This window comes from Mycolicibacterium sp. XJ2546 (assembly GCF_053483195.1).
The window spans coordinates 60,116-81,600 of sequence record NZ_JBEFRW010000018.1 but is presented as its reverse complement, the minus strand read 5'-3'; the positions used below and the strand labels follow the sequence as shown (position 1 = coordinate 81,600).

The following is a 21,485-nucleotide window of genomic DNA, read 5'->3' as shown; positions in this document are numbered from 1 at the left end:
CGTGCACTATAGTCAGAGCATCACTCTCGCGAGTGGGGAATGTCAAGGGAAACCCAGGAGGCGACCGCGATGACGCCGGAGTCCAGCGCCATGCCCAACGGTGCTCCCGGATCGCAGACATTGGCGCGCGGGCTGGCCGCGTTGCAGTTGGTCGCGACCGCGCGAGAGGGACTCACCGCCCAGGAGGTTGCCGACAGCATCGGTGTGCACCGGACCATCGCCTATCGGCTGCTATCCACGCTGTCGCAGTTCCGGTTGGTGGCCAAAGGGGAGGACGGGCGCTATCGCGCGGCGGCTGCCCTCGCCGTGCTCGGGGCGTCGTTCGACAACAATGTGCGCCAACTCAGCTTGCCCACGCTGCGCGCGCTGGCCGACGAGATCGGCAGCACCGTGTCGTTGTTGGTCGCCGAGGGCGACCAACAGGTCGCGATCGCGGTGCTCGTGCCGACCAATGTCTTCTACCAAATGTCCTTTCACGAGGGCAGCCGTTATCCGCTGGAGCGTGGCGCGGCCGGGATCGCGCTGCTGGCCAGCATGCCGCCGCGTCCCGGTGAACGCGACCTCGTACCGCTGGCCCGCCAGCAGGGGTGGGTGATCACCCACGGCGAGATCGAGCCGAACACATACGGCCTGGCCGTCCCGGTACGCCGACGGCCCCCGTCGCCGCCCATGTGCATCAACCTCATCTCGCATCGGGAAGACGTCGTGATCGACGGGCGCGATGCAGTGATCAAGGCGGCCAACGATTTATCCGCGATCCTCAGCTGAGGGCCGCGGCAGCCGAAAGGAGCTACCGATGACGGACTGGGATCACGACGTCGACGTCGTCGTCCTCGGCAGTGGCGGCGCAGGCCTGACGTCGGCGCTCACCGCTGCGGTGAACGGCGCTTCGGTGGAGATCTACGAGAAGGCCGCGACGGTCGGGGGCACGACGGCGGTTTCCGGTGGCATCTTGTGGATTCCGGCACATTCGCGCTCCGCTGACGGCGAGCTGACCGTCGAGGACGCGATGGCATATCTGCGGGCGCAGTCGCTGGGGTTCATGGACGACGACCTGGTCGAGACGTTCGTGCGCACCGGTCCGAAGATGCTGGAGTTCGTGGAGTCCAACAGCGAACTGCAGTTCGAGATCGCCGAGGGTTTCCCGGATTACAAGCCGGAGCTGCCCGGCGGCCGACCCAGTGGCGGGCGGTCGCTGAACGCCAAACCGTTCGATCTATCGCGCCTCGGTGAATGGCGCAACCGCATCACGTCGTTTCCGGCGGATTTCAGCAACGTCGGTATCGACGCCGAGACCCGGGCCCGGATCCACGCGTCACTTGACGACGACTCCGGGGACTACTGTGTGGCCGGCACCGCGTTGATCGCCGGGCTGTTGAAGGGTCTACTCGACCGCGGTGTGGTGCCACGGACCAACGCCAGGGCCGTCGAGCTCATCGCTGACGCGTTGGGTATCACGGGGGTGCGGATCGCCCAGGACGGTAGAGATTTCAATGTGCGCGCGCGCCGCGGCGTGGTGCTGGGCACCGGTGGTTTCGAATGGGATCCGAAACTGGTCGAGGCGTATCTGCGCGGTCCGATGCGCGGAGCGGTCTCGCCGCCCAACAACACCGGCGACGGGCTGCGGATGGCCATGGCGCACGGCGCGGACTTGGCCAACATGGGTGAGGCGTGGTGGGTGCCGATCGTGCAGCTACCCGGCGATACGTTCGAAGGCCATCCGCGCAGCCGAAGCGTCCGGCTGGAACGCACCCGTCCGCGCAGCATCATCGTCAACCGCGCTGGCAGGCGGTTTCTCAACGAAGCAGGCGAGTACAACTCGATGGCGGGGCCGTTCCACTACCTTGACCCGCGCCACGGTTACGCGAATGATCCCGCCTGGATGGTGTTCGACGCACAGCATCTCAAGCGGTACGGGTTCCTTGGCGTGGAACCGGGCGCCCAGGCGCCCGAATGGTTTTCGGCATCGGCGGATCTGGCCGAGCTGGAAGCCAAGACCGGTATCGACGCCGACGGTCTGGCGGGCACACTTTCCGCGTGGAACGAGGCCGTCGCTCACGAATGTGATCCTGAGTTCGGCCGTGGGTCAAGTGCTTACGACGGGTACTGGGGAGACGACACGGCACCGACGACAGCGGGCAAGACGCTGGGCCCGATCGACACGCCGCCCTATTACGCGGTGCCGGTGTCGATCGGGGCGATGGGCACCAAGGGCGGTCCCCGCACCGACGCCGACGGCCGGGTGCTGCACGTCAACGGATCGGCGATCCCCGGGCTGTTCGCCGCGGGCAACGCGATGGCCGGCGCCACCGGCAAGGCCTACGGCGGCGCCGGCGGAACCATCGGGCCCGCAATGGTATTCGGCTACCGCGCGGGCTTGGCCGTCTCGGCACGTGCGTAGCCAGCGCTACCGCCCGGTGCCCACCCCGAACAGCCGCTCCGCTGCGGTGTAGGCGTCGTCGTCGCCGTCGGCCACCGCCCGAGCGAGCCGGTCCAGGTCCGGGTGGTTACGCAGCAGCGAATGGGCCAGCGACAGGATCTGCGACCGAGCGCGTGCGGTGCGCCGCTCGGGGTTGTCCGCGCGATGATGGGCCTCGATGGCGTCGACCAGTTCGGCGATGCCATCGCCCTGTGTGGCAACGAGTTTGAGGATCGGCACGCTGGTCTCGCCCCGTAGGTCGCGAATGGTTTGATCGGCGCCCTCGCGATCGGCCTTGTTGATGACCACGATGTCAGCGACTTCCAACAGACCCGCCTTGGCCGCCTGAACCGCGTCACCGCCACCGGGATTGAGGACGACGACCGTCGGATCGGCCACCGCCGCGATCTCGATCTCCGACTGCCCGACGCCGACGGTCTCCAGCACGATCAGGTCGTAGGACAGCGCGGCGAGCAATCTGATCGCGGCCGGCACCGCCGCCGCCAACCCGCCCAGATGACCTCGCGCGGCCACCGATCGGATGAGCACATCGGCGTCGTTGATATGGGCGGCCATTCGGATCCGGTCACCCAGTAGCGCGCCGCCGCTGTACGGCGAGGACGGGTCGACGGCCAGCACCGCGACCCTCATGTTGCGCTCGCGGTACGCGCCGACCAGGACGCCCACGGTCGTCGACTTCCCCGCGCCGGGCGGTCCGGTCAGGCCCACGATCCGCGGCGAGGCGACGGGGCCGAGCGCCTCGAGAACTTCACTGCGCCGAGAACTTTCGACCAGGCTGAGCAGCCGTCCTGCGGCGCGGGCGGATCCGTTGCGCGCCGCCGCTATCAGCTCGTCGATGGTCATGGCTTCCGCAGTCTACGGTGTCGCGACCTCAATCACCGTGGCCGATCCCATTCCCCCGCCGGCACACATCGCGGCAACGCCGATACCCCCACCGCGCCTGCGCAGCTCATGGACCAGCGTGACGAGCATCCGCGCGCCGGTGGCAGCCACCGGGTGGCCGAGCGAACACCCGCTGCCGCTGACATTGACGCGTTCCGGGTCGATGTCGAGCAACTTGATGGTGGCCACGCACATCGACGCGAACGCCTCGTTGATCTCGAACACGTCGACGTCGGCGAGGGAAAGCCGGGCCCGGGCAAGCGCTTTCGGAATGGCCTCCACCGGCGCCAGCCCGGTCGATGCCGGGTCGACACCCACCGAGGCCCACGCGCGCACGGTGGCCAGCGCCGGCAGCCCGAGACGGTCGCTCGCGATCGCCAGCACCGCGGCACCGTCGTTTGCGCCGCAGGCGTTTCCGGCGGTGATCGAGAACCCGTCGATCTCGGGATGCAAGGGCTTGAGCGCGGCCAGCTTCTCGAGGCTGGTGTCGCGGCGGGGATGCTCGTCGGTGTCGAACACGCCGTGCGGCGTCTCGATCGGCACGATCTCATGCTTGAACCGGCCCTCGTCGATCGCCGCGATCGCTTTGTGGTGCGAGCCCAGTGCCCACTCATCCATCTCGGCGCGGCTGACCCCGGCCTTGACCGCGGCATTCCAGCCCACGGTGATCGACATGTCCATATTCGGCGCGTCCGGCCGGTCCGGATGCGTGGGTGGAAACCAATCCACCCAGTCCCCGTCCCCGTCCTGGCGTTTGAACCTCGGCGACGTGGACGCGGAGTTGACGCCGCCGGCGATGACGAGCTGGTCCATCCCCGCGCGGATGCTGGCCGCCGCCCCCTGCACCGCGGCCTGTCCCGCCGCGCAGTGCCGGTTCACCGCGAGTCCCGGCACCGCGGTCAGCCCCGCGGTGATCGCCGCGTGCCGGGCCACCACGCCACCGCCGTACAGCCCCTCGCCGAGCACCACGTCGTCGACCGGATGCGACCCGAGCTCACCGACCGCCGCGCCCACGACGTGCTCGGCGAGCTGGTAGGCGTCGGTGTCACGCAGCGCGCCCTTCATCGCGGTACCGATGGGGGTGCGCAGCGCGGAAACGATGACGGCTTCTGGCATGGGATATCTCCGTTTCAAACAGTACGAGAATGCTATTCTCTCAACTGGAGAGTGCCAGTTGCAAGGAGGGGAACCATATGCACATCGCAGGTAGCTCGGCGATCGTCGTCGGCGGCGCCGGCGGTCTTGGCGAAGCAACGGTCCGGCGCCTGCACGGCGCGGGGGCCAAGGTGGTGGTCGCTGACCTCGCCGACGACAAGGGCAAGGCGCTGGAATCCGAACTCGGTGTGCGTTACGTGCCCACCGACGCCACGTCAGAGGAGTCGGTGAAAGCCGCGATCGCCGAGGCGCAAGCACTGGCACCGCTGCGGATCTCGGTGGACACCCACGGCGGCCCCGCCGGCGGCGGGCGGTTGGTCGGCAAGGACGGCAACCCGCTGGCACTCGACGCGTTCGAGACCACCGTCAAGTACTACCTGACCGCGGTGTTCAACGTCATGCGGTTGAGCGCGGCGGCGATCGGTAGCACCGAACCGCTCGAGGAAGGTGGGCGTGGCGTGATCGTGAACACCGCCTCGATCGCCGGCTACGAAGGGCAGATCGGTCAGCTGCCGTACGCCGCGGCCAAGGGCGGCGTCATCGGCATGACGCTTAACGCCGCGCGCGACCTGTCACCGCTGGGCATCCGCGTCGTCACCATCGCCCCCGGCACCATCAACACGCCCGCCTACGGCCAAGCGGCCGACCAGCTCGAGCAGTACTGGGGTCCACAGGTGCCGTTCCCCAAGCGGATGGGCCGGTCGGAGGAGTACGCGCAGCTGGCGCAGAGCATCGTCGAAAACGACTACCTCAACGGCGAGATCATTCGTCTCGACGGAGCGTTGCGGTTCCCGCCCAAGTGATGCTTGCGGGCAAGGTCGCGTTCGTCGCCGGCGCCAGCCGAGGGATCGGCGCGACGCTGGCTGCTGCGCTGGCCCGTGAAGGCGCGGCAGTCACCGTGGCGGCGCGATCGGAGCACGAGGGCAAGGTGCCCGGAACGATTCATGCTGTCGCCGAACGCATTACGTCTGCCGGCGGGCGCGCGTTACCTGTGCCGTGCGATGTCACCAGCGAAGAATCGGTCGAAAACGCCGTCGCCGCGACGGTTGCCGAGTTCGGCGGCATCGACATCCTGGTCGCCAACGCCGGGGTGCTGTGGCTTGGGCCAATCGAGTCGACACCTCTCAAACGGTGGCAGCTGTGCCTGAACGTGAACCTCACCGGGGTGTTCCTCGTGACGAAGGTCGTCATCCCGCACGTGCGCGCCCGCGGCGGTGGTTCGCTGATCGCGATAACGACCACCGGTGTCGAGATGATCGAACACGGCGCCAACGCCTACTGGGTGTCGAAGGCCGCGGTGGAGCGGTTGTATCTCGGGCTGGCAAGTGATCTGCGGCCCGACAACATCGCGGTGAACTGCTTGTCCCCGTCGCGGGTGGTGTTGACCGAGGGTTGGCAGGCCGGCGGTGGCGGTATGCAGGTACCGCCCGAGATGGTCGAGCCGCCGGAGGCGATGGCCAACGCGACGGTGCGGCTGGCGCAGCAGGACGCCAACGGCGTCACCGGCACTGTCCAGCGGTCGGAAGCCCTCAGCTTCTGACCACCAGCCTTCGTCGGCGAGCGTGCGCGTTCCCCGCACGCTCGCGGAAAAAAGGGGGAGCTATTTCTTGTCGATGAGACCGTCGACGATCTTATTGAAGTCAGTTGTGCCGAAGGACACGTACTCCGCGAGGTTCGCGTAATCCAGCGACGCCAGCACCGACTTCTCCAGCTGCAAGTTCATCAGGCGCTTGGTGGCCTCCACAGCCTGGCGCGGCAGCTCGATCAGCTTCTTGGCACACCCGATGGCCTCGGCCAGCGGGTCCACCACCAGGTGGTTGGCCATTCCGAGTTCGACGGCGCGCTGGGCCTTGATCCGCACGCCCGTGAGCGCGAACTCCTTGGCCTGCAGCAGGCTGATTTGAGAACCCCACACGAGCGGACCACCGTCGGCGGCGACGAGCCCGATCGTGACGTGCGGGTCGGCGAAGAACGCGTCTTCGGCGATGTAGACGACATCTGAGAGCGCCGCGAGGCTGCAGCCCAGCCCCACCGCCGGCCCGTTGACCGCGGCGACCACCGGGATGCGGCAGCGCACCATACCGATCACGATGTCACGGCCGTGCTTGATCGTCTTCTGGCGCAGGGCTTCGTCGTTGCGCAACTCGTCGAGGTAGTTGAAGTCGCCACCGGCCGAGAATGCCCGCCCGGCACCGGTGATCACCGCCGCGCGTGCGTCGGCGTCCTCGTTGAGCGCATCCCAGAGCTTCGCCAACCCGACATGCAGGGCGTCGTTGACCGCGTTCAGGTCGTCGGGCCGGTTGAGCGTGATGATGCGCAGCGCACCGTCGGCTTGAACGTCGATTTCGTCTGGCATGTCGTACATCAGGACCCCAATCCGAGAATGCGCTGCGCGATGATGTTCTTCTGAATCTGCGACGTGCCGCCCATGACGCTTTGCGCCCGGCTGTACATGTAGGCACCGAACAACTCCGGGTCACCGGTGCCGACGGTCGCCAGCGCCGCGTGGCCGACTGACTGCTCCACCCAGGTCATCAGCAGCTTGTCGAGTGACCCCTGCGGCCCGTGGGTGACACCGTCGAGCTGCTCCGACAACCGCCTGCGCACATGCAACCGCAACATCTCGGTCTGCACCCACGCCCACGACAGCTCATCGGGCGTTGCGCCATCGACCCGGGAGGCCAACTGCCGGACAAGCTTTCCGTACCGTGCCGAGAAGCCGAGTGTCGACGGCTCGCGCTCGTGGCTGACGACGGTCATCGCCAGCTTCCACCCGTCCCCTGGCTCGCCGACCATGTTCTCGGCAGGTACCCGAGCGCCGTCGAAGGCAACCTGACCGAACTCCTTGGTCACACCGCTGATCATCTTCAGCGGTCGCTGTTCGATGCCCGGCTGATGCATGGGGACGATGAACGCCGAGATGCCTTTATGTTTGGGAACGTCCTTGTTCGTGCGGGCCAACAACAGGCACCAGTCGGCGACGTCGGAGTAGCTCGTCCAGATCTTGTGCCCGGAGATCACGTAAGTTTCTGGGTCGTCGCCACACTGGACCGCGGTGGTGGTCAGCGACGCCAAATCCGATCCCGCACCCGGTTCGGAGAAGCCCTGGCACCACCGCTCGGTGCCGTTGATCATGCCCGGCAGGAACCGTTGCCGTAGTTCCTCGTTGCCGTGGTGGGACAGTCCGACGACAAGGTATCCGAGGCTGGGCCGCGCCGGCGCTCCGGCCTTGGCGATCTCCTCGTCGACGATGACGTCGTACACCGGAGGGAGGTCCTGTCCGCCATACTTTTTCGGCCACGATGTGCCGAAGAACCCGGCCGCATACAGTGCCTGATGCCAGGCGCCCTGTGCGGCCCAGTACTCGTCGCCCGATGTCGGGAACTTACCCTTCTGCTCGGTCAGCCAGTTCCGCAGCCGGGCGCGAAACGAGGCCTCCTCGGGCGAATCACGAAAGTCCAATGGTCAACTCCTCCAGTTTGACAGGCCATGCCTCGGTGGCGACCAGCACCCGCCGCAGGTACACGTGCGCAAGACATTCCCAGGTGTTGCCGATACCTCCGTGCACCTGGATCGACGTCTCGCAGACCGTCAGCGCCGCACGCGCACAGTAGATCTTGGCGACCCGGGCAGCTTCGACCGCCTCGGCCCCAGGCAACTCGTCGACCGCCCACGCGGCGTGGCGCAGCACGCTGATCGAGCCCTCGATGAGCGCAAGCGCGTCGGCCAACAGGTGTCCGACCGCCTGATACGACCCGATCGTCGCGCCGTACTGTTCGCGGACCTTGGCGTACTCCACCGCAAGAGTGTGCGTGCCACGTGCCGCACCGACCAGGTCCGCACACGTGGCGGTCAGCGCCAACGCGTGCCAGCGGGTGGCATCGTCGGCGTCGAGATCACCCAGCTCGGCCGGTGACTCCACCACCCCGGCAAGCGCATTCGTCAGATCGGCGCTGCCCTGCTGCGCGCTCGCCGCCAGCCAGTCGCGACCGAGCCGGCGGCTGAGGTCGTCGGCGAGCACCGGCCCGATGAACGGGGCGTCGACCAGCCCGCGGGCGAATTCCTCGGCGACGATGGCCACCTCCACCCCGGAAGCGCCGTCGGAGCGCAGCGCGCGAAACCCGGTGGCGTCCACCGCTTTCTCCAGCCGCGCGAGCCGGTCTGCATCGTCGAGATCGGCGACCGACCCGGGTCCGAGGTCGTCGGCCAGCGCCGCGGCGGCTTGTCGCAGCTGTTGCTGTTCAGCCGTCAGTCGAACATCCATGCTGCTCCTTCAACACTCGGCGCAATACCTTTCCAGAAGGTAAGCGGGGAATCTCCGGGACGAGAACGACCCGGCTCAAACGTTTGTAGGACGCCAGCCGCTCGCCGACAAACTCACTGAGCTCTTGGGTGTCGACCTCACCTCGCGGCGCTACGGCGGCCACCACCGCTTCGCCGTCGGCGGGATGGCTGACCCCGAACACTGCGCAGTCCTCGACGGCGGGATGCCCATATAAGACCGCCTCGATCTCAGCGGGGGCGACCTGAAAACCACGCACCTTGATCATCTCTTTGGCGCGGTCGGTGATCTGCAGCCAGCCGTCGCCGTCGAGATAGCCGACGTCACCGGTGCGATACCAGCCATCCGAAAACGCCTGCGTCGTCGCTGAATCGGGGAGATAACCGCCCATGACCGAATCGGATCGGGCCTGGATCTCCCCTACCTCCCCGGCCGGCAGCGGTGCGCCGTCCGCAAGTGAGACGACGCGTACGTCGACGCCGGGTACGGGACGCCCCACGGTGTCCAACCGTGCCCTCTGCAGCGAGTTGCACGAGATCACCGGCAATTCGCTTGTGCCGTAGGCGGTCACCCAGTTCACCCCGGCCTTGTCCGTGACGGCTTCAGCGACGCTCTGGGTCACCGGTGTCGCGCACCACATGATGTAGCGCAACGACGACAAGTCATAGGAGTCCAGGTTCGGGTGGGCGGCCAGCGCCAGTGCGATCGGCGCGACTGCCATTTCGATGGTGATTCGCTCGGCCTGGATGTGCGCCAGCATCGCGTCGATGTCGAAGCGGCGGTGCAGCCGGACCCACGCGCCGGTGTCGAGGGCCATCACGATGTTCAGCAGACCCAGAATGTGCGACGGCGGGGTCATGATCTGCATGCGGTCGGCCGACGAGAGCCCGAGCGCGTCACGCCAGTGCCGCACGGCGACCGCGAATCCGCCGTGGGTGTGCCGCACGGCCTTGGGCATGCCGGTGGTGCCGGAGCTGAACACGAACAGCGCGTCGGCCTCCGGATCGGGCGCCGGCAGCTCGCGTCGCTGCGGCTCCACCGGCTCGTCCAGGTGCAGCATCGGCATCAACTCGGCGAGCACCGGATGGTCGCCGACAGCGTGCGTGGGCGCGGTCAGTGCCAGCGCATGTTCCACCTCGGCGCGCCGCCAGGCCGGGCTGAGCAGCACCGCCGCAGCGCCGAGCCCCCAGATCGCACGCAACGCGATCACGAATTCGGGCCGGTTCGACGACATCAGCGCGACGCGCTGCCCCGCCGTTACCCCGCGACCTTCGAGCGCGCCGGCCAGCCCCCCGGCCAGGGCGTCGAGCTGCGACAGGGTGTACTCGCGCTCCTCGAAAACGAGCGCGGTCGCCTCACTCACACCCTGTCCTCACTGGCTCCTGCCGAAGTCTCCGACGTATGGAGAATAGCGTATCAGTTAATGAGAATGCTATTCTCTTACGCATAGAATCGATATGCCAGGAGAGGTTCGATGACGGCAGATCCGATGCCTGCCCCACCCGCCGATGAAGGCGACGGACTGGTGACGATCGTCCTGGACCGCAAGAAGGTCTCGGTGCCGCGGGTGGCGAACGAGACGCTGCTGGAAAGCGCCCGGCGGGCAGGCCTGTCCCCGCCGTTCTCATGTGAAGCCGGAAACTGCGGTACCTGCATGGGCAAGCTGATCACCGGCCAGGCCATCATGCGCGTCAACGACGCCCTCGAACCTGATGAGGTCGAAGAGGGATACATCCTCACCTGCCAAGCCATTCCCGAGTCTTCATCGGTCAGCGTCAGCTACGACGAGTGAGCCGCGCGCGGGCCGACGCTGCCGTGCTCGTCGACCCGTGGTGGCGGCCGGTAGTCGGGTTGGTAGCCGGCGACTCGAATGGGGCTGCCCACCAACCGGAAATCGCCCGCCTTGACGACCACCTCGGGTGTCGCCTCCAGCGCCTCGGGCAGCGTGCGCACCGCTGCCACCGGAATGCCGAGCGGACGCAGTCGCGCCTCCCAGCTGGTGGCGGTGTCGGTGGCCAACGCGGCTGACACCACCGCCAGCACCTCGTCACGCCTGGCCGCGCGCTCGGCCATCGTCGAGAAGCCCTCGATCCCGGCCTCCGCGCAGAAGGACTGCCAGAACGCGTCGTGGGTGATGAACAGTGCCAGATATCCATCGGCGGTCAAGAACAGTTGAGCCGGAACGTAATACGAATGCGCACCCATCGGATAGCGCAACGGCGGCGCGCCGTCGTTGAGATAGGCCGACGCACGGTAGTTCAACTGCGACAACATCACATCGCGCAGCGACACGTCCACCTGACCGCCGCGGCCCGACACGATCTGGGCCAGCAGCCCCAGCGCCGCGGCCAGCCCGGTGGAGTTGTCCGCCGACGAATAACCGGGCAGCGTCGGCGGACCGGCCGGGTCACCGGTCATCATCGCGACCCCGGTCGCCGCCTGGATGACGTAGTCGAACGCCGGGTCGTCACCGCCGTCGAGGCCGAAGCCGGTCATCGCCACGCAGACGATGCCCTCGTTGAATTGCCGAAGCGACTCGTAGGTCAGCCCGAGCTTATTGATCGCCGACGGCTTCATATTCACCAGCAGCGCATGGGATTCCGCGACGAGCTCGCCCAGCCGCCGCCGTCCGTCCGCCGAGCGCAGATCCAGTACGACGCTCTGCTTGTTGCGGTTCAGGCTCGCGAAGTAGCTGTCCGATACCTGCCGGGAGATCTCGCCGCCGGGCGGCTCGATCTTGATCACCTCGGCGCCCAGATCGGCCAGCAGCATCGTCGCGTACGGACCGGCCAGCATGACGCCGACTTCCAAGATGCGGATACCGGCCAGCGGTGCGCCGGTATTCACCGCACAGCCTTGGCCAACTCCGCGATCACCTCGCGGGTCCGGTATTTGGAGGCGATCAGCTCGTCGCGGTTGTTCCCGATCGGCAACAGCCGCACCGACAAATCAGTGACACCGGCATCAGCGAACTGCTTGAAGCGCGCGAGGATTGCATCTTCGTCGCCCGCCGCGCAGAGGTCGCCGACGTTGCGGGCGTCGCCGCGGTCGAGCAGCCGCTGGTAGTTCGGGGACGTCTCGGCCTCCGCCAGGATGCGGTTGGCACGGTCCTTGGCCGCATCGATCTCCGAATTGGCGCACAGACACACCGGGATGCCGGCCACGATGCGCGGGGCCGGGCGGCCCGCCTCCGCGGCGGCCTTGTTGATCTTCGGCGCGATGTGCTCTCCGATGGCCTTCTCGTCGGCCATCCACAACACCGTGCCGTCGGCGTGCTCACCGGCGATCTGCAGCATCACCGGCCCGAGCGCGGCGACAAGCACCGGCATCGGCGACTCGGCGCCGAGCACGGTCGGGTTGTGCACGGTGAATGTGTCGTTCTCCACGTCGACGTCCCCGGGCCCGGACAGCGCCGCGTTGAGCACCTCGAGGTAGTCGCGGGTGTAGGCGGCGGGCTTGTCGTAGGCAATGCCGAGCATGTCGCGCACGATCCAGTGGTGCGACGGCCCGACACCCAGCGCCAGCCGTCCGCCGGTGCCGGCATGCACCGACAGCGCCTGGCGCGCCAGCGCGATGGGATGCTGCGCCTGCAGCGGCACGACGGCGGTGCCGAGTTCGATACGCGACGTGCGGCTGCCCATCAAGGCGACCATGGTCAGGCAGTCGAAGTCGTTGGGCACTTGCGGCATCCACGCGGTGTCCATTCCGGCGGCCTCGGCCCACTCGATGTCGTCGAGCAGCTTTCTGACCTTGCGCGCCATATCGCCGCGCTCGGCCCCGATCATCACGCCGAGCCGCATCTAGCCCTCCCTCCGGGAGTTCCGCGCCGAGGGTGAAGCCTCGGCGAAGAAACCACCAAACGTCGCCGTCGTATCACACTCGGCGAGACCATCAGCTCTCCACCTGAGACCCGGCGGTCAGTTTGCGCACCTCGTCGACGAGTGCGTCCAGCGGCGTACCGGTGGGAAAAACCGCGGCCGCACCGGCTTCGACCAGTTTGGGTACGTCTGCCTGCGGGATCGTGCCCCCCACGACGACGGCGATGTCGCCGGCATCCGCGGCGCGCAGCGCATCGACGGTGCGGGTGGTCAGCGCCACGTGCGCGCCAGAGAGAATTGAAAGCCCCACCAGGGCCACGTCTTCCTGCAAGGCAATCGAGACGATATCCTCGATGCGCTGCCGGATTCCGGTGTAGATCACCTCGAATCCAGCGTCGCGCAGCGTCCGCGCGACGATCTTGGCGCCGCGGTCATGCCCGTCCAGGCCGGGTTTGGCCACCAGCACACGGACCGGGCTCGGCGCTGCGGACGCCATCAGAACACCACCGGCTGCTGGAACTCGCCCCATACCGACTTGAGCGTGGACACCATTTCACCGACGGTGCAGTAGGCGTTGGCGCAGTCGACCAGCTTGTGCATCAGGTTGTCATCGCCTTCCGCCGACGTGGCCAGCGCAGCGAGGGCTTCCTTGACGGCCACATCGCTGCGCTCGGCCTTGACCTTGGCCAGCCGCTTGAGCTGCAGATCGCGCCCCTCCGCGTCGAGTTCGTAGGTGGCGATCTCCGGCGGCGGCTCGTCGGCGACGAACTTGTTGACGCCGACGACGGGTCGCACACCGGACTCGATCTCCTGGTGGATCTTGAACGCCTCGTCAGCGATCAGGCCCTGCAGGTAGCCGTCCTCGATGCAGCGCACCATGCCGCCGTGGGTTTCGAGATCGTGCATGATCTCGATGATCTTCTCCTCGGTGGCGTCGGTGAGCGCCTCGACGAAGTAGGAGCCGCCGAGCGGGTCGGCCACCTTGGTCACACCGGTCTCGTACGCGAGGATCTGCTGGGTGCGCAGGGCAAGCGTCGCCGACTCCTCGCTGGGCAGCGCGAACGGCTCGTCCCAGGCCGCGGTGAACATGGACTGCACACCGCCGAGCACCGAAGCCATCGCCTCGTAGGCGACCCGCACCAGGTTGTTCTGTGCCTGCGGTGCGTACAGCGACGCCCCGCCCGACACGCAGCCGAACCGGAACATCGACGCCTTGTCGGTGCTGGCGCCGTAGCGCTCCCGCACAATGGTGGCCCAACGCCGCCGTCCCGCACGGTATTTGGCGATCTCTTCGAAGAAGTCACCGTGGGTGTAGAAGAAGAAGGAGATCTGGGGGGCGAACTTGTCGATCGTCATCCGGCCGCGCTCGACCACGGTGTCGCAGTACGTCACACCGTCGGCCAGGGTGAACGCCATCTCCTGCACGGCGTTGGCGCCCGCGTCGCGGAAGTGTGCGCCAGCCACCGAGATCGCGTTGAACCGGGGCACCTCCGCGGCGCAGAACTCGATGGTGTCCGCGATCAGCCGCAACGACGGTTCCGGCGGCCAGATCCACGTGCCGCGCGAGGCGTACTCCTTGAGAATGTCGTTCTGGATGGTGCCGGTGAGCTTCTCGCGCGGCACACCCTTCTTCTCCGCGGCCGCGACATAGAAGGCCAACAGGATCGCAGCTGTGCCGTTGATCGTGAAGCTCGTGGAGATCTGATCAAGGGGAATGCTGTCGAACAGGATCTCGGCGTCGGCCAGCGTGTCCACGGCGACCCCGACACGGCCGACCTCCTCGCCGTACTCCGGGTCATCGGAGTCATAGCCGCACTGGGTCGGCAGGTCCAGCGCCACCGACAGCCCGGTACCGCCCTGATCGAGCAGGTAGCGGTAGCGGCGGTTGGACTCCTCTGCCGTCCCGAACCCCGAGTACTGCCGAAACGTCCACGTCTTGCCGCGGTAGCCGCTCGCGAAGTTGCCCCGGGTGAACGGATAGGTGCCCGGCGCAGGCGGGTCCGCCGCCCGGTCCCCGGGGCCGTAAACGGGCTCCAGCGGGATCCCGGACGGGGTCTGTACTGGCTCGCTCATCACTGGATAACGTACTTGCAAAAAATGAGAATGCCAATACCGAACGAGGCAAACGCGCACGGAGTGAGGCCGACACGCGACCGGCGGACGTGTACCGACGACCCTATACACAGCGGTTATGGCACTTGCGTAAAATGAGAACGCCACTACCGGCGCAGCGCGTGTCGGGTAGCATCGAGGCCGGCCATCCGAGGAGGTCCATGTCCACCTTCACAGACCGCACGCTCGTGGTATCCGGCGGCAGTCGCGGCATCGGGTTGGCGATCGCGCTCGCCGCCGCCCAGCGCGGCGCGAACGTGGTGTTGTTGGCCAAGACGGCCGAGCCCCATCCCAGACTGCCCGGCACCGTGCACACCGCGGTCGCCGAGGTGGAGGCTGCGGGCGGCAAAGCCGCCGCGGTCGTGGGCGATGTGCGCAAGGTAGAGGATGTGCAGCGCGCGGTCGACACCGCCGTGGAGCGCTTCGGCGGCATCGACATCGTCGTCAACAACGCCAGCGCCATCGCCACCGAACCGACCGAGCAGCTGAGCGCCAAGAAGTTCGACCTCATGATGGACATCAACATCCGGGGCACATTCCTGCTCACCAAGGCGGCGCTGCCGCACCTGCGCAAGTCGGCCGACGCGCACGTGGTGACGTTGGCGCCACCGCTGAACATGAACCCGCACTGGCTGGGCGCCCACCCGTCCTACACGCTGTCCAAGTACGGCATGACGCTGTTGTCGCTGGGCTGGGCGGCCGAGTACGCCGATCAGGGCATCGGTTTTGCCTGCCTGTGGCCCGAGACCTATATCGCCACGGCCGCGGTGTCCAACCTGGCCGACGGCGCGCACCTGGCGGCCCGATCGCGCGATCCGCAGATCATGGGCGATGCGGCCGTCGAGATCCTGTCCCGCCCGCCCGCCGACGTCAACGGTCAGTGCTACATCGACTCCGCGCTGCTCGCCGATGCCGACCTGTCGCACTACGGCGGCGGGGACGATCCCATCCTTGATATCTTCGTCGACAAATGAGCATCTCCCTGCTGCTCGAGATGGCGTCCTCGAGCGATCCCGACCGCACCGCCGTGGTGTCCGATGAACTGCGCCTGACCACAACCGAACTGAGCGAGCTCGCCGACGGTGGCGCAGGTGTGGTGGCCGCCTCCGGCGCATCCCACGTCGCCTATGTCGGTACCGGCGGTTTCATGTTGCCGCTGTTGCTGTTCGCGGCCGCGCGGGCAGGCGTGGCGTTCACACCGCTGAACTACCGGCTCAGCGCCGACGGGTTGCGCGAGCTGATCGACCGGTTGCCCGCACCGCTGGTGGTCGCCGACAGCGAGTACCGCGACGCCATCGCCGGCGCGGGTAAGCAAGTGATCGACTCCGTTGAGTTCGTCGCCGCCGCCCGCAGTGCCGAACCCGCCGCGGAGTTTCCCGATCCTGACGACGTCGGCGTCGTACTGTTCACGTCCGGAACCACATCGCGCCCCAAAGCCGTTGAGCTGACGCACAACAACCTGACCAGCTACGTCACCGGCACCGTCGAGTTCGCGTCGGCAGAGCCCGATGACGCCGCGTTGATCTGCGTGCCGCCCTACCACATCGCCGGTGTGGGCGCCGCGCTGTCGAACCTGTACGCGGGCCGAAAGATGGTCTACCTGCGCCAGTTCGACGCGCACCGGTGGGTGCGGCTGGTGTGCGACGAGGGGGTCACGACGGCCACCGTGGTGCCGACCATGCTCGACCGCATCGTCACGGCGCTCGAAACCGAACCGACCGAACTTCCCACCCTGCGCAACCTGGCCTACGGCGGCTCCAAGGTCGCGCTTCCGTTGGTGCGCAAGGCACTTAACCTGCTCCCCAACGTCGGGTTCGTCAACGCGTACGGGCTCACCGAGACCAGCTCGACGATTGCGGTGCTCTCCCCCGACGACCACCGCGCCGCCCTCGAGGCCGACGACGACGCCGTTGTGCGCCGGCTCGGCTCGGTCGGGCAGCCGGTACCGGGGATCGAGGTGCAGATCCGCAGCGAGAACGGCGATCTTCTCGGGCCCGGCGAGACGGGCGAGTTGTTCGTCCGCGGGGATCAGGTGTCGGGCCGCTACGCCGAGATCGGCTCGGTGCTCGACGCCGACGGCTGGTTCCCCACCAAGGACATCGCCATGCTCGACGACGGCGGATACCTGTTCATCGGCGGCCGCTCGGACGACACCATCATCCGGGGTGGGGAGAACATCTCTCCGGCCGAGATCGAAGACGTTCTCGTGGAACATCCGCTGGTGCACGATTGCGCCGTGGTAGGACCCGATGATCCCGAGTGGGGCCAGATCATCGTTGCGGTGGTGGTGCCCGCCAGCACGTCCGATGGGCGGGCGAACCCCGACCCCGACGAGCTGCGTGAGTTCGTGCGGCGACAGCTGCGCGGGTCCCGCACACCGGATCGGGTGGTGTTCCGAGACGCGCTACCCACCAACGCGACGGGCAAGGTGCTGCGCCGCGAACTGGTCGATGAATACTCGCCGACGAGCGCGAAAAACTAAGGAGCCGAACATGATCAAGAACGGCACACGATTGCAGAGCCAGGTCTGCGACACCCAGGTAATCGTGGTGCGCAGCGCCGACAGCCTCGACGACCTGCGCGCCGGCGGGATCCCGATGATCCCGTTGGACGGCGAAAAGGATGCGGGCGCCGCACTGGACCCAGAGTTCTCCGAAGGCAACGCGATGGGCAAGCGCTACGTCGACGACAACGGCGCCGAGGTGCTCGTCACCAAAGCCGGCGCGGGCACGCTGAGCGTCGGCACGACACCGTTGTCTCTCAAGGAAGCCAAGCCGCTGCCCGCGAGCGACTGATACCTTCCACTTTGTGAGGCCACGCCGCCTGCTCGCCCGCTACGCGGCAGGCCTTACGTTCGCCTATCTCCTGACGGTCGCCGAGGTCATCGCGATCGTCTTGGCGCTCACCGCGGGACGTACCGCCACCACCGAGAACATCCTCACCGCGGCGGTGCTCATCTGCATCGGAACGGCCACCACCGCCGTGGGCGCCGTGCTCATCGTCGCGCCCACCCTGCGCTGGGTCGGTTCCGGCCGGGCGCCGACTGAAGCCGAACGGCAAACGGCCCTCAAGACGCTGCAACGCCAGTCCATGATCGCCGTTGCGCCGTGGGTGCTCACCGCCGCAGTGCTGGTCCCGCTCAACCTCGACGCGGGACCCGAGGTGGAGGTGGTCATCGCATCGGCCATCGTGTTCGGCGCTATAGCCACCGTGCCCACCGGCTTCCTCTTCACGCTGCGGACTCTGCGTCCGGTACTGGCCAGCGTGTCCCCGGATCCGGCGCTGCGTGGGCTGATAGCCCCCGGCGTGCGGGCCCGGCTGGTGCTCGTGTGGACGGTCTTTACGGCGTTGCCGGGCTTGACGATCGCGTTGCTGCTGATCATGCGGTCTCGCGGCTGGCTCACCACGCAGAGCACCTCGATCGACCTGGCCCTGTTGGTGCTGGCGCTCGTCGCGGTGGTACTCGGTCTGCGGGCGATGATCCTGGTGTCGATGTCGATCTCGGATCCGGTGGGCGAGGTCGTCGACGCGATGGCCGAGGTCGAGCGGGGCAGGATCGACCACGCGGTCGACGTGTACGAGTGGTCGGAGATCGGGCGCCTGCAACGGGGTTTCAACAGCATGGTCGCCGGACTTCGCGAGCGTGACCGGCTGCGGGATCTGTTCGGCCGTCACGTCGGCGAGGAAGTCGCGCGCCGTGCCATCGACGCAGACGAGTCGTTCTCGGGTGACGAGCGCGAGGTCACGGTCCTTTTCGTCGACCTGGTGGAGTCGACACAATTGGCGGCGACGCGGGAACCGCACGAGGTGGCCGAAGTGCTCAACGACTTCTTCCGGATTGTCGTCGACGAGGTCGACGCCCACCACGGTCTGATCAACAAGTTTCAAGGTGATGCGGCGCTTGCGGTGTTCGGCGCGCCGCTGCGCATCGACGATCCGGCCGCGGCCGGTCTGACCACCGCGCGTTCCCTGCGGCGCCAACTGCGCAGTCTTCCAGTGGACTTCGGTATCGGCGTCTCGGCGGGTCCGGTGTTCGCCGGCAATATCGGCGGACAGAACCGCTACGAGTACACGGTGGTCGGTGACGCGGTCAACGAAGCGGCCCGGCTGGCCGACCTAGCCAAGGAGAACCAGAGCCGGGTGTTGTGTTCGGCCGCGGTGCTCGAATGCGCAGGTGCGGCCGAGCAAAGCCATTGGGCGACAGATCATTCAGAAGTGCTGCTGCGGGGCCGCACGTCTCCGACACAGCTATGGGCGCCGAAAGGGAACGATGTCTGCGACTGATACCCTTGCGACGACCTCTCCGACGCGGGTGGCGTTCGCCAGCTTCATCGGCACCACCGTGGAGTTCTACGACTTCCTCATCTACGGCACCGCCGCCGCGTTGGTGTTTCCGAAGCTGTTCTTTCCGGAGGCGTCTCCCGCGATGGGACTGCTGTTGTCGTTCGCGACGTTCGGTGTCGGCTTCGTCGCCCGTCCCCTCGGCGGCGTGGTGTTCGGCCATTTCGGTGACCGGGTGGGCCGCAAGAAGATGCTGGTGTACTCGCTGCTGCTGATGGGCACTACGACGGTGTTGATGGGCTTGCTGCCGACCTACGCCCAGATCGGCATGGCCGCGCCGATCCTGTTGACGCTGTTGCGCCTGGTGCAGGGCTTCGCCATGGGCGGGGAGTGGGGCGGCGCCACGCTGATGGCCGTCGAGCACGCGAGCGCGGACCGCAAGGGTCTCTACGGCGCCTTCCCGCAGATGGGCGCACCGGCGGGCACCGCGACCGCGACGCTGGCGTTCTTCGCGGTGTCGGGTCTACCCGATCCGGAGTTTCTCGCATGGGGTTGGCGCATCCCGTTTCTGGCCAGCGCCGTGCTGATCGCGATCGGCCTGGTGATCCGGCTTTCGATCACCGAAAGCCCCGATTTCGATGTCCTGCGGCAGCGTTCACAGGTAGTGCGGATGCCGATCGCCCAGGCGTTCCGCAAGCATTCCAAGCAGATTCTGTTGGTCGCCGGCGCCTACCTGTCCCAGGGGGTGTTCGCCTACATCTGCGTGGCGTATCTGGTGTCGTATGCAACGAGGGTGGCCGGGATCGACCGCACCGCAGCACTTTTCGGGGTTTCGGTCGCTGCTGTCGTGGCCGTGGTGACCTATCCGATGTTCGGTGCGCTATCGGACCGGGTGGGCCGCAAACCGGTCTTCGTCGCCGGGGTGGTGGCGATGGGGCTCTCGATCTGGCCCGCCTTCGCGTTGATCAACACCGGTAGACCGGCATTGTTTCTGGCCGCGTTGTTGTTGGTGTTCGGCTTCGCGATGGCACCGGCCGCCGGTGTCACCGGGTCGTTGTTCAGCCTCTCGTTCGACGCCGACGTGCGCTACAGCGGGGTGTCGATCGGCTACACGCTGTCGCAGGTGGTGGGTTCGGCGTTCGCGCCGACGATCGCCACCGCCCTCTACGCCGCGACGCAGACCAGCAACGCGATCGTCGCCTACCTGGTGGTGGTGTCGGTGATCTCCGCGGTGTCGGCGTGCTTTCTGCCCGGCGGGTGGTCGCGCACGTCACGCCACGACATCGAACTCGACCTGCAGGGCGGTCGGTCCGCTCATACCGAGTAGCGGCTTCCACGGCGCCTGCCCGACGCGCCGCACGTTCGGTATCCGGCGCGCCAGGATGGTCAGCGCTTCGGCGAGTTCGCGGCGGGCCAGGTTGGCGCCTAGGCAGTAGTGCGCTCCGCCGCCGAACGTCAGAATGGCGGGCGGGTCCCTTCGGGTGATGTCGAAGCGGGACGGATCATCGTAGATCGTCGGGTCACGGTTGGCCGCATACGTGTTCACGATGATGAACGTGCCTGCGGGAAAGATGTATTCGCCGACCGTGACGTCGTCGATGGCACTGCGCACGGTGCTGCACATCGACGGAGAGTGGCGCATCGTCTCCTCGACGGCCGGCATCGCCAGTTCGGGGCGGTCCTGGAGCAACGCCCACTGGTCGGGGTGGTCGCAGAGCACCTGCATCGACGCGGCCAGTTGACTTCGGGTGGTGTCGGTACCGGCGACCAGGATGCTGAACGCCAGCATGCGCAGTTCGCTTTGGTTGAGTCGGTCGCCGTCGTGCTCGGCGCGGATGAGTTCGGACAACAGGTCGTCGGTGAGTCGGTTCCGCCGCCGCTCGATCATCTCGTCGATGTAGTCGTCGAATTCACCCCACGCCGCCAAGATCACCGGCTGTTCTGCGGCGAGGTCGCAATCGAAGCTGACGATCTTGAAGATGTCCTCGGCCCATCGCGAGAACTGCTGCCAATCTTCGGGTGGCGCACCGAGTAACGCGCAGATCACCGGTATCGGGTACGGCTTGGCGATGTCGGCGACGAACTCGCACCCCCCTTGGTTGGCGACCCGGTCGATGAGCTCGTTGACCACGGCGTGAATGGTGGGGTCCATGCGCGCGGTGCCGCGAGGGGTGAAGGCCTTCGACACCAGGCCGCGCAGTCGCCGGTGCTCGGCGCCGTCCATATTCAAGATACTGCGGGTCACCCTGTCCCACAGCGGCCCCGACGTGATCCCGTGGGCCGACAGGTGGATGCCCTGCGGTATCCCGAACCGCGGGTCGCGCAACACCGTCCTGGCCATCTCATACGAAATCACTTCGGGGCCAATGGGTCCCAATGCGATGGGCGCGACCTGCTGGGCGGCCCGGAACTGCGGATAGATCTGTTGCGGCGTGGCGGTGAGGTCATAGTCCAGCGTCGGGAGCCCGGCCTCGAAGACACTGGGTTTCGCGGCCCCGACCGTCATGGCTTTCTC

21 protein-coding genes are annotated in these 21,485 nt (G+C 67.2%); 10 read left to right on the top strand and 11 right to left on the bottom strand.

The features are described 5' to 3' along the window. Positions 1-39 precede the first annotated feature (39 nt). Together ABQE44_RS22525 and ABQE44_RS22520 are read left to right on the top strand one after the other, a co-directional pair. Positions 40-768: an IclR family transcriptional regulator gene (locus ABQE44_RS22525; RefSeq protein WP_448394855.1), complete on the top strand. Its 729-nt coding sequence runs from the start codon at positions 40-42 to the stop codon at positions 766-768. A 28-nt stretch (positions 769-796) separates the two neighbouring features. Continuing rightward, positions 797-2,401 (top strand): FAD-dependent oxidoreductase, encoded by a 1,605-nt coding sequence (locus ABQE44_RS22520; protein ID WP_448394856.1) that lies wholly within the window; start codon positions 797-799, stop codon positions 2,399-2,401. A gap of 6 nt (positions 2,402-2,407) precedes the next feature. On the opposite strand, the gene ABQE44_RS22515 is transcribed toward ABQE44_RS22520, so the two are convergent. Continuing rightward, positions 2,408-3,283, bottom strand: a complete 876-nt coding sequence (locus ABQE44_RS22515; RefSeq protein ID WP_448394857.1) for an ArgK/MeaB family GTPase — start codon at positions 3,281-3,283, stop codon at positions 2,408-2,410. Positions 3,284-3,295: 12 nt separating this feature from the next. Then, entirely contained in the window at positions 3,296-4,438 is a 1,143-nt protein-coding gene (locus ABQE44_RS22510) for a thiolase family protein (protein WP_448394858.1), read from the bottom strand. Positions 4,439-4,515: 77 nt separating this feature from the next. On the opposite strand from ABQE44_RS22510, the gene ABQE44_RS22505 reads away from it, so the two are divergent. Both ABQE44_RS22505 and ABQE44_RS22500 read left to right on the top strand, forming a co-directional pair. Continuing rightward, a complete protein-coding gene (locus ABQE44_RS22505; protein WP_448394859.1) occupies positions 4,516-5,280 on the top strand; it encodes an SDR family NAD(P)-dependent oxidoreductase in 765 nt (254 codons plus the stop codon). Then, on the top strand, positions 5,277-6,017 hold the full coding sequence (locus ABQE44_RS22500; protein ID WP_448394860.1) for an SDR family NAD(P)-dependent oxidoreductase: 741 nt from the start codon (positions 5,277-5,279) through the stop codon (positions 6,015-6,017). The genes ABQE44_RS22505 and ABQE44_RS22500 overlap by 4 nt, the downstream gene beginning before the upstream one ends. A gap of 60 nt (positions 6,018-6,077) precedes the next feature. Here ABQE44_RS22500 and ABQE44_RS22495 read toward each other — a convergent pair whose 3' ends face one another. From ABQE44_RS22495 to ABQE44_RS22480, 4 genes are read right to left on the bottom strand one after another with little or no spacing between them, the layout of a single operon-like run. Then, complete coding sequence (locus ABQE44_RS22495; protein WP_448394861.1) at positions 6,078-6,842, bottom strand: enoyl-CoA hydratase/isomerase family protein; 765 nt, start codon at positions 6,840-6,842, stop codon at positions 6,078-6,080. Further along, entirely contained in the window at positions 6,842-7,939 is a 1,098-nt protein-coding gene (locus tag ABQE44_RS22490) for an acyl-CoA dehydrogenase family protein (protein WP_448431984.1), read from the bottom strand. The genes ABQE44_RS22495 and ABQE44_RS22490 overlap by 1 nt, the downstream gene beginning before the upstream one ends. Then, on the bottom strand, positions 7,926-8,741 hold the full coding sequence (locus ABQE44_RS22485; RefSeq protein WP_448394863.1) for an acyl-CoA dehydrogenase family protein: 816 nt from the start codon (positions 8,739-8,741) through the stop codon (positions 7,926-7,928). The genes ABQE44_RS22490 and ABQE44_RS22485 overlap by 14 nt, the downstream gene beginning before the upstream one ends. Continuing rightward, positions 8,719-10,122, bottom strand: coding sequence for a class I adenylate-forming enzyme family protein (locus tag ABQE44_RS22480; protein ID WP_448394864.1), 1,404 nt, complete (start codon positions 10,120-10,122; stop codon positions 8,719-8,721). The genes ABQE44_RS22485 and ABQE44_RS22480 overlap by 23 nt, the downstream gene beginning before the upstream one ends. Before the next feature lie 111 nt (positions 10,123-10,233). Between ABQE44_RS22480 and ABQE44_RS22475 the strand changes: the two genes are divergently transcribed. Continuing rightward, positions 10,234-10,551, top strand: coding sequence for a 2Fe-2S iron-sulfur cluster-binding protein (locus ABQE44_RS22475; protein ID WP_448394865.1), 318 nt, complete (start codon positions 10,234-10,236; stop codon positions 10,549-10,551). Here the strand turns inward: ABQE44_RS22475 and ABQE44_RS22470 are convergent. The 4 genes from ABQE44_RS22470 to ABQE44_RS22455 all read right to left on the bottom strand — a co-directional run bounded on the left by ABQE44_RS22470 (position 10,539) and on the right by ABQE44_RS22455 (position 14,650). Continuing rightward, positions 10,539-11,606, bottom strand: a complete 1,068-nt coding sequence (locus tag ABQE44_RS22470; RefSeq protein WP_448394866.1) for a CaiB/BaiF CoA transferase family protein — start codon at positions 11,604-11,606, stop codon at positions 10,539-10,541. The two genes, ABQE44_RS22475 and ABQE44_RS22470, sit on opposite strands and share 13 nt — an antisense overlap. Further along, positions 11,603-12,559, bottom strand: a complete 957-nt coding sequence (locus tag ABQE44_RS22465; protein WP_448394867.1) for an LLM class F420-dependent oxidoreductase — start codon at positions 12,557-12,559, stop codon at positions 11,603-11,605. Before ABQE44_RS22465 ends, ABQE44_RS22470 begins: the two co-directional genes overlap by 4 nt. A gap of 91 nt (positions 12,560-12,650) precedes the next feature. Continuing rightward, positions 12,651-13,073 (bottom strand): cobalamin B12-binding domain-containing protein, encoded by a 423-nt coding sequence (locus ABQE44_RS22460; RefSeq protein WP_448394868.1) that lies wholly within the window; start codon positions 13,071-13,073, stop codon positions 12,651-12,653. Next, positions 13,073-14,650, bottom strand: coding sequence for a methylmalonyl-CoA mutase family protein (locus ABQE44_RS22455; protein ID WP_448394869.1), 1,578 nt, complete (start codon positions 14,648-14,650; stop codon positions 13,073-13,075). The genes ABQE44_RS22460 and ABQE44_RS22455 overlap by 1 nt, the downstream gene beginning before the upstream one ends. 200 nt (positions 14,651-14,850) lie before the next feature. Between ABQE44_RS22455 and ABQE44_RS22450 the strand changes: the two genes are divergently transcribed. The 5 genes from ABQE44_RS22450 to ABQE44_RS22430 are packed head-to-tail and all read left to right on the top strand — an operon-like array spanning position 14,851 to position 20,297. Continuing rightward, positions 14,851-15,663 (top strand): SDR family oxidoreductase, encoded by an 813-nt coding sequence (locus ABQE44_RS22450; protein ID WP_448431982.1) that lies wholly within the window; start codon positions 14,851-14,853, stop codon positions 15,661-15,663. Further along, positions 15,660-17,171 carry a class I adenylate-forming enzyme family protein gene (locus tag ABQE44_RS22445; protein WP_448431980.1) on the top strand — a complete coding sequence of 504 codons (1,512 nt, stop codon included), beginning with the start codon at positions 15,660-15,662 and terminating at the stop codon, positions 17,169-17,171. Before ABQE44_RS22450 ends, ABQE44_RS22445 begins: the two co-directional genes overlap by 4 nt. A 10-nt stretch (positions 17,172-17,181) precedes the next feature. Continuing rightward, positions 17,182-17,484 (top strand): hypothetical protein, encoded by a 303-nt coding sequence (locus tag ABQE44_RS22440; protein ID WP_448394872.1) that lies wholly within the window; start codon positions 17,182-17,184, stop codon positions 17,482-17,484. 13 nt (positions 17,485-17,497) lie between these two features. Then, positions 17,498-18,973: an adenylate/guanylate cyclase domain-containing protein gene (locus tag ABQE44_RS22435; protein WP_448431978.1), complete on the top strand. Its 1,476-nt coding sequence runs from the start codon at positions 17,498-17,500 to the stop codon at positions 18,971-18,973. Further along, positions 18,960-20,297 (top strand): MFS transporter, encoded by a 1,338-nt coding sequence (locus tag ABQE44_RS22430; protein WP_448431976.1) that lies wholly within the window; start codon positions 18,960-18,962, stop codon positions 20,295-20,297. Before ABQE44_RS22435 ends, ABQE44_RS22430 begins: the two co-directional genes overlap by 14 nt. Here ABQE44_RS22430 and ABQE44_RS22425 read toward each other — a convergent pair. Beyond that, on the bottom strand, positions 20,241-21,476 hold the full coding sequence (locus tag ABQE44_RS22425; protein ID WP_448431974.1) for a cytochrome P450: 1,236 nt from the start codon (positions 21,474-21,476) through the stop codon (positions 20,241-20,243). The genes ABQE44_RS22430 and ABQE44_RS22425 overlap by 57 nt on opposite strands. Positions 21,477-21,485 lie beyond the last annotated feature (9 nt).

Bases quoted from the DNA above. Each gene is read 5' to 3' on its own strand.
- ABQE44_RS22525 (WP_448394855.1), top strand. From the start codon at position 40: ATGTCAAGGGAAACCCAGGAGGCGACCGCGATGACGCCGGAGTCCAGC.
- ABQE44_RS22520 (WP_448394856.1), top strand. From the start codon at position 797: ATGACGGACTGGGATCACGACGTCGACGTCGTCGTCCTCGGCAGTGGC.
- ABQE44_RS22515 (WP_448394857.1), bottom strand. From the start codon at position 3,283: ATGACCATCGACGAGCTGATAGCGGCGGCGCGCAACGGATCCGCCCGC.
- ABQE44_RS22510 (WP_448394858.1), bottom strand. From the start codon at position 4,438: ATGCCAGAAGCCGTCATCGTTTCCGCGCTGCGCACCCCCATCGGTACC.
- ABQE44_RS22505 (WP_448394859.1), top strand. From the start codon at position 4,516: ATGCACATCGCAGGTAGCTCGGCGATCGTCGTCGGCGGCGCCGGCGGT.
- ABQE44_RS22495 (WP_448394861.1), bottom strand. From the start codon at position 6,842: ATGTACGACATGCCAGACGAAATCGACGTTCAAGCCGACGGTGCGCTG.
- ABQE44_RS22485 (WP_448394863.1), bottom strand. From the start codon at position 8,741: ATGGATGTTCGACTGACGGCTGAACAGCAACAGCTGCGACAAGCCGCC.
- ABQE44_RS22475 (WP_448394865.1), top strand. From the start codon at position 10,234: ATGACGGCAGATCCGATGCCTGCCCCACCCGCCGATGAAGGCGACGGA.
- ABQE44_RS22465 (WP_448394867.1), bottom strand. From the start codon at position 12,559: ATGCGGCTCGGCGTGATGATCGGGGCCGAGCGCGGCGATATGGCGCGC.
- ABQE44_RS22460 (WP_448394868.1), bottom strand. From the start codon at position 13,073: ATGGCGTCCGCAGCGCCGAGCCCGGTCCGTGTGCTGGTGGCCAAACCC.
- ABQE44_RS22455 (WP_448394869.1), bottom strand. From the start codon at position 14,650: ATGAGCGAGCCAGTACAGACCCCGTCCGGGATCCCGCTGGAGCCCGTT.
- ABQE44_RS22450 (WP_448431982.1), top strand. From the start codon at position 14,851: ATGTCCACCTTCACAGACCGCACGCTCGTGGTATCCGGCGGCAGTCGC.
- ABQE44_RS22445 (WP_448431980.1), top strand. From the start codon at position 15,660: ATGAGCATCTCCCTGCTGCTCGAGATGGCGTCCTCGAGCGATCCCGAC.
- ABQE44_RS22440 (WP_448394872.1), top strand. From the start codon at position 17,182: ATGATCAAGAACGGCACACGATTGCAGAGCCAGGTCTGCGACACCCAG.
- ABQE44_RS22430 (WP_448431976.1), top strand. From the start codon at position 18,960: ATGTCTGCGACTGATACCCTTGCGACGACCTCTCCGACGCGGGTGGCG.
- ABQE44_RS22425 (WP_448431974.1), bottom strand. From the start codon at position 21,476: ATGACGGTCGGGGCCGCGAAACCCAGTGTCTTCGAGGCCGGGCTCCCG.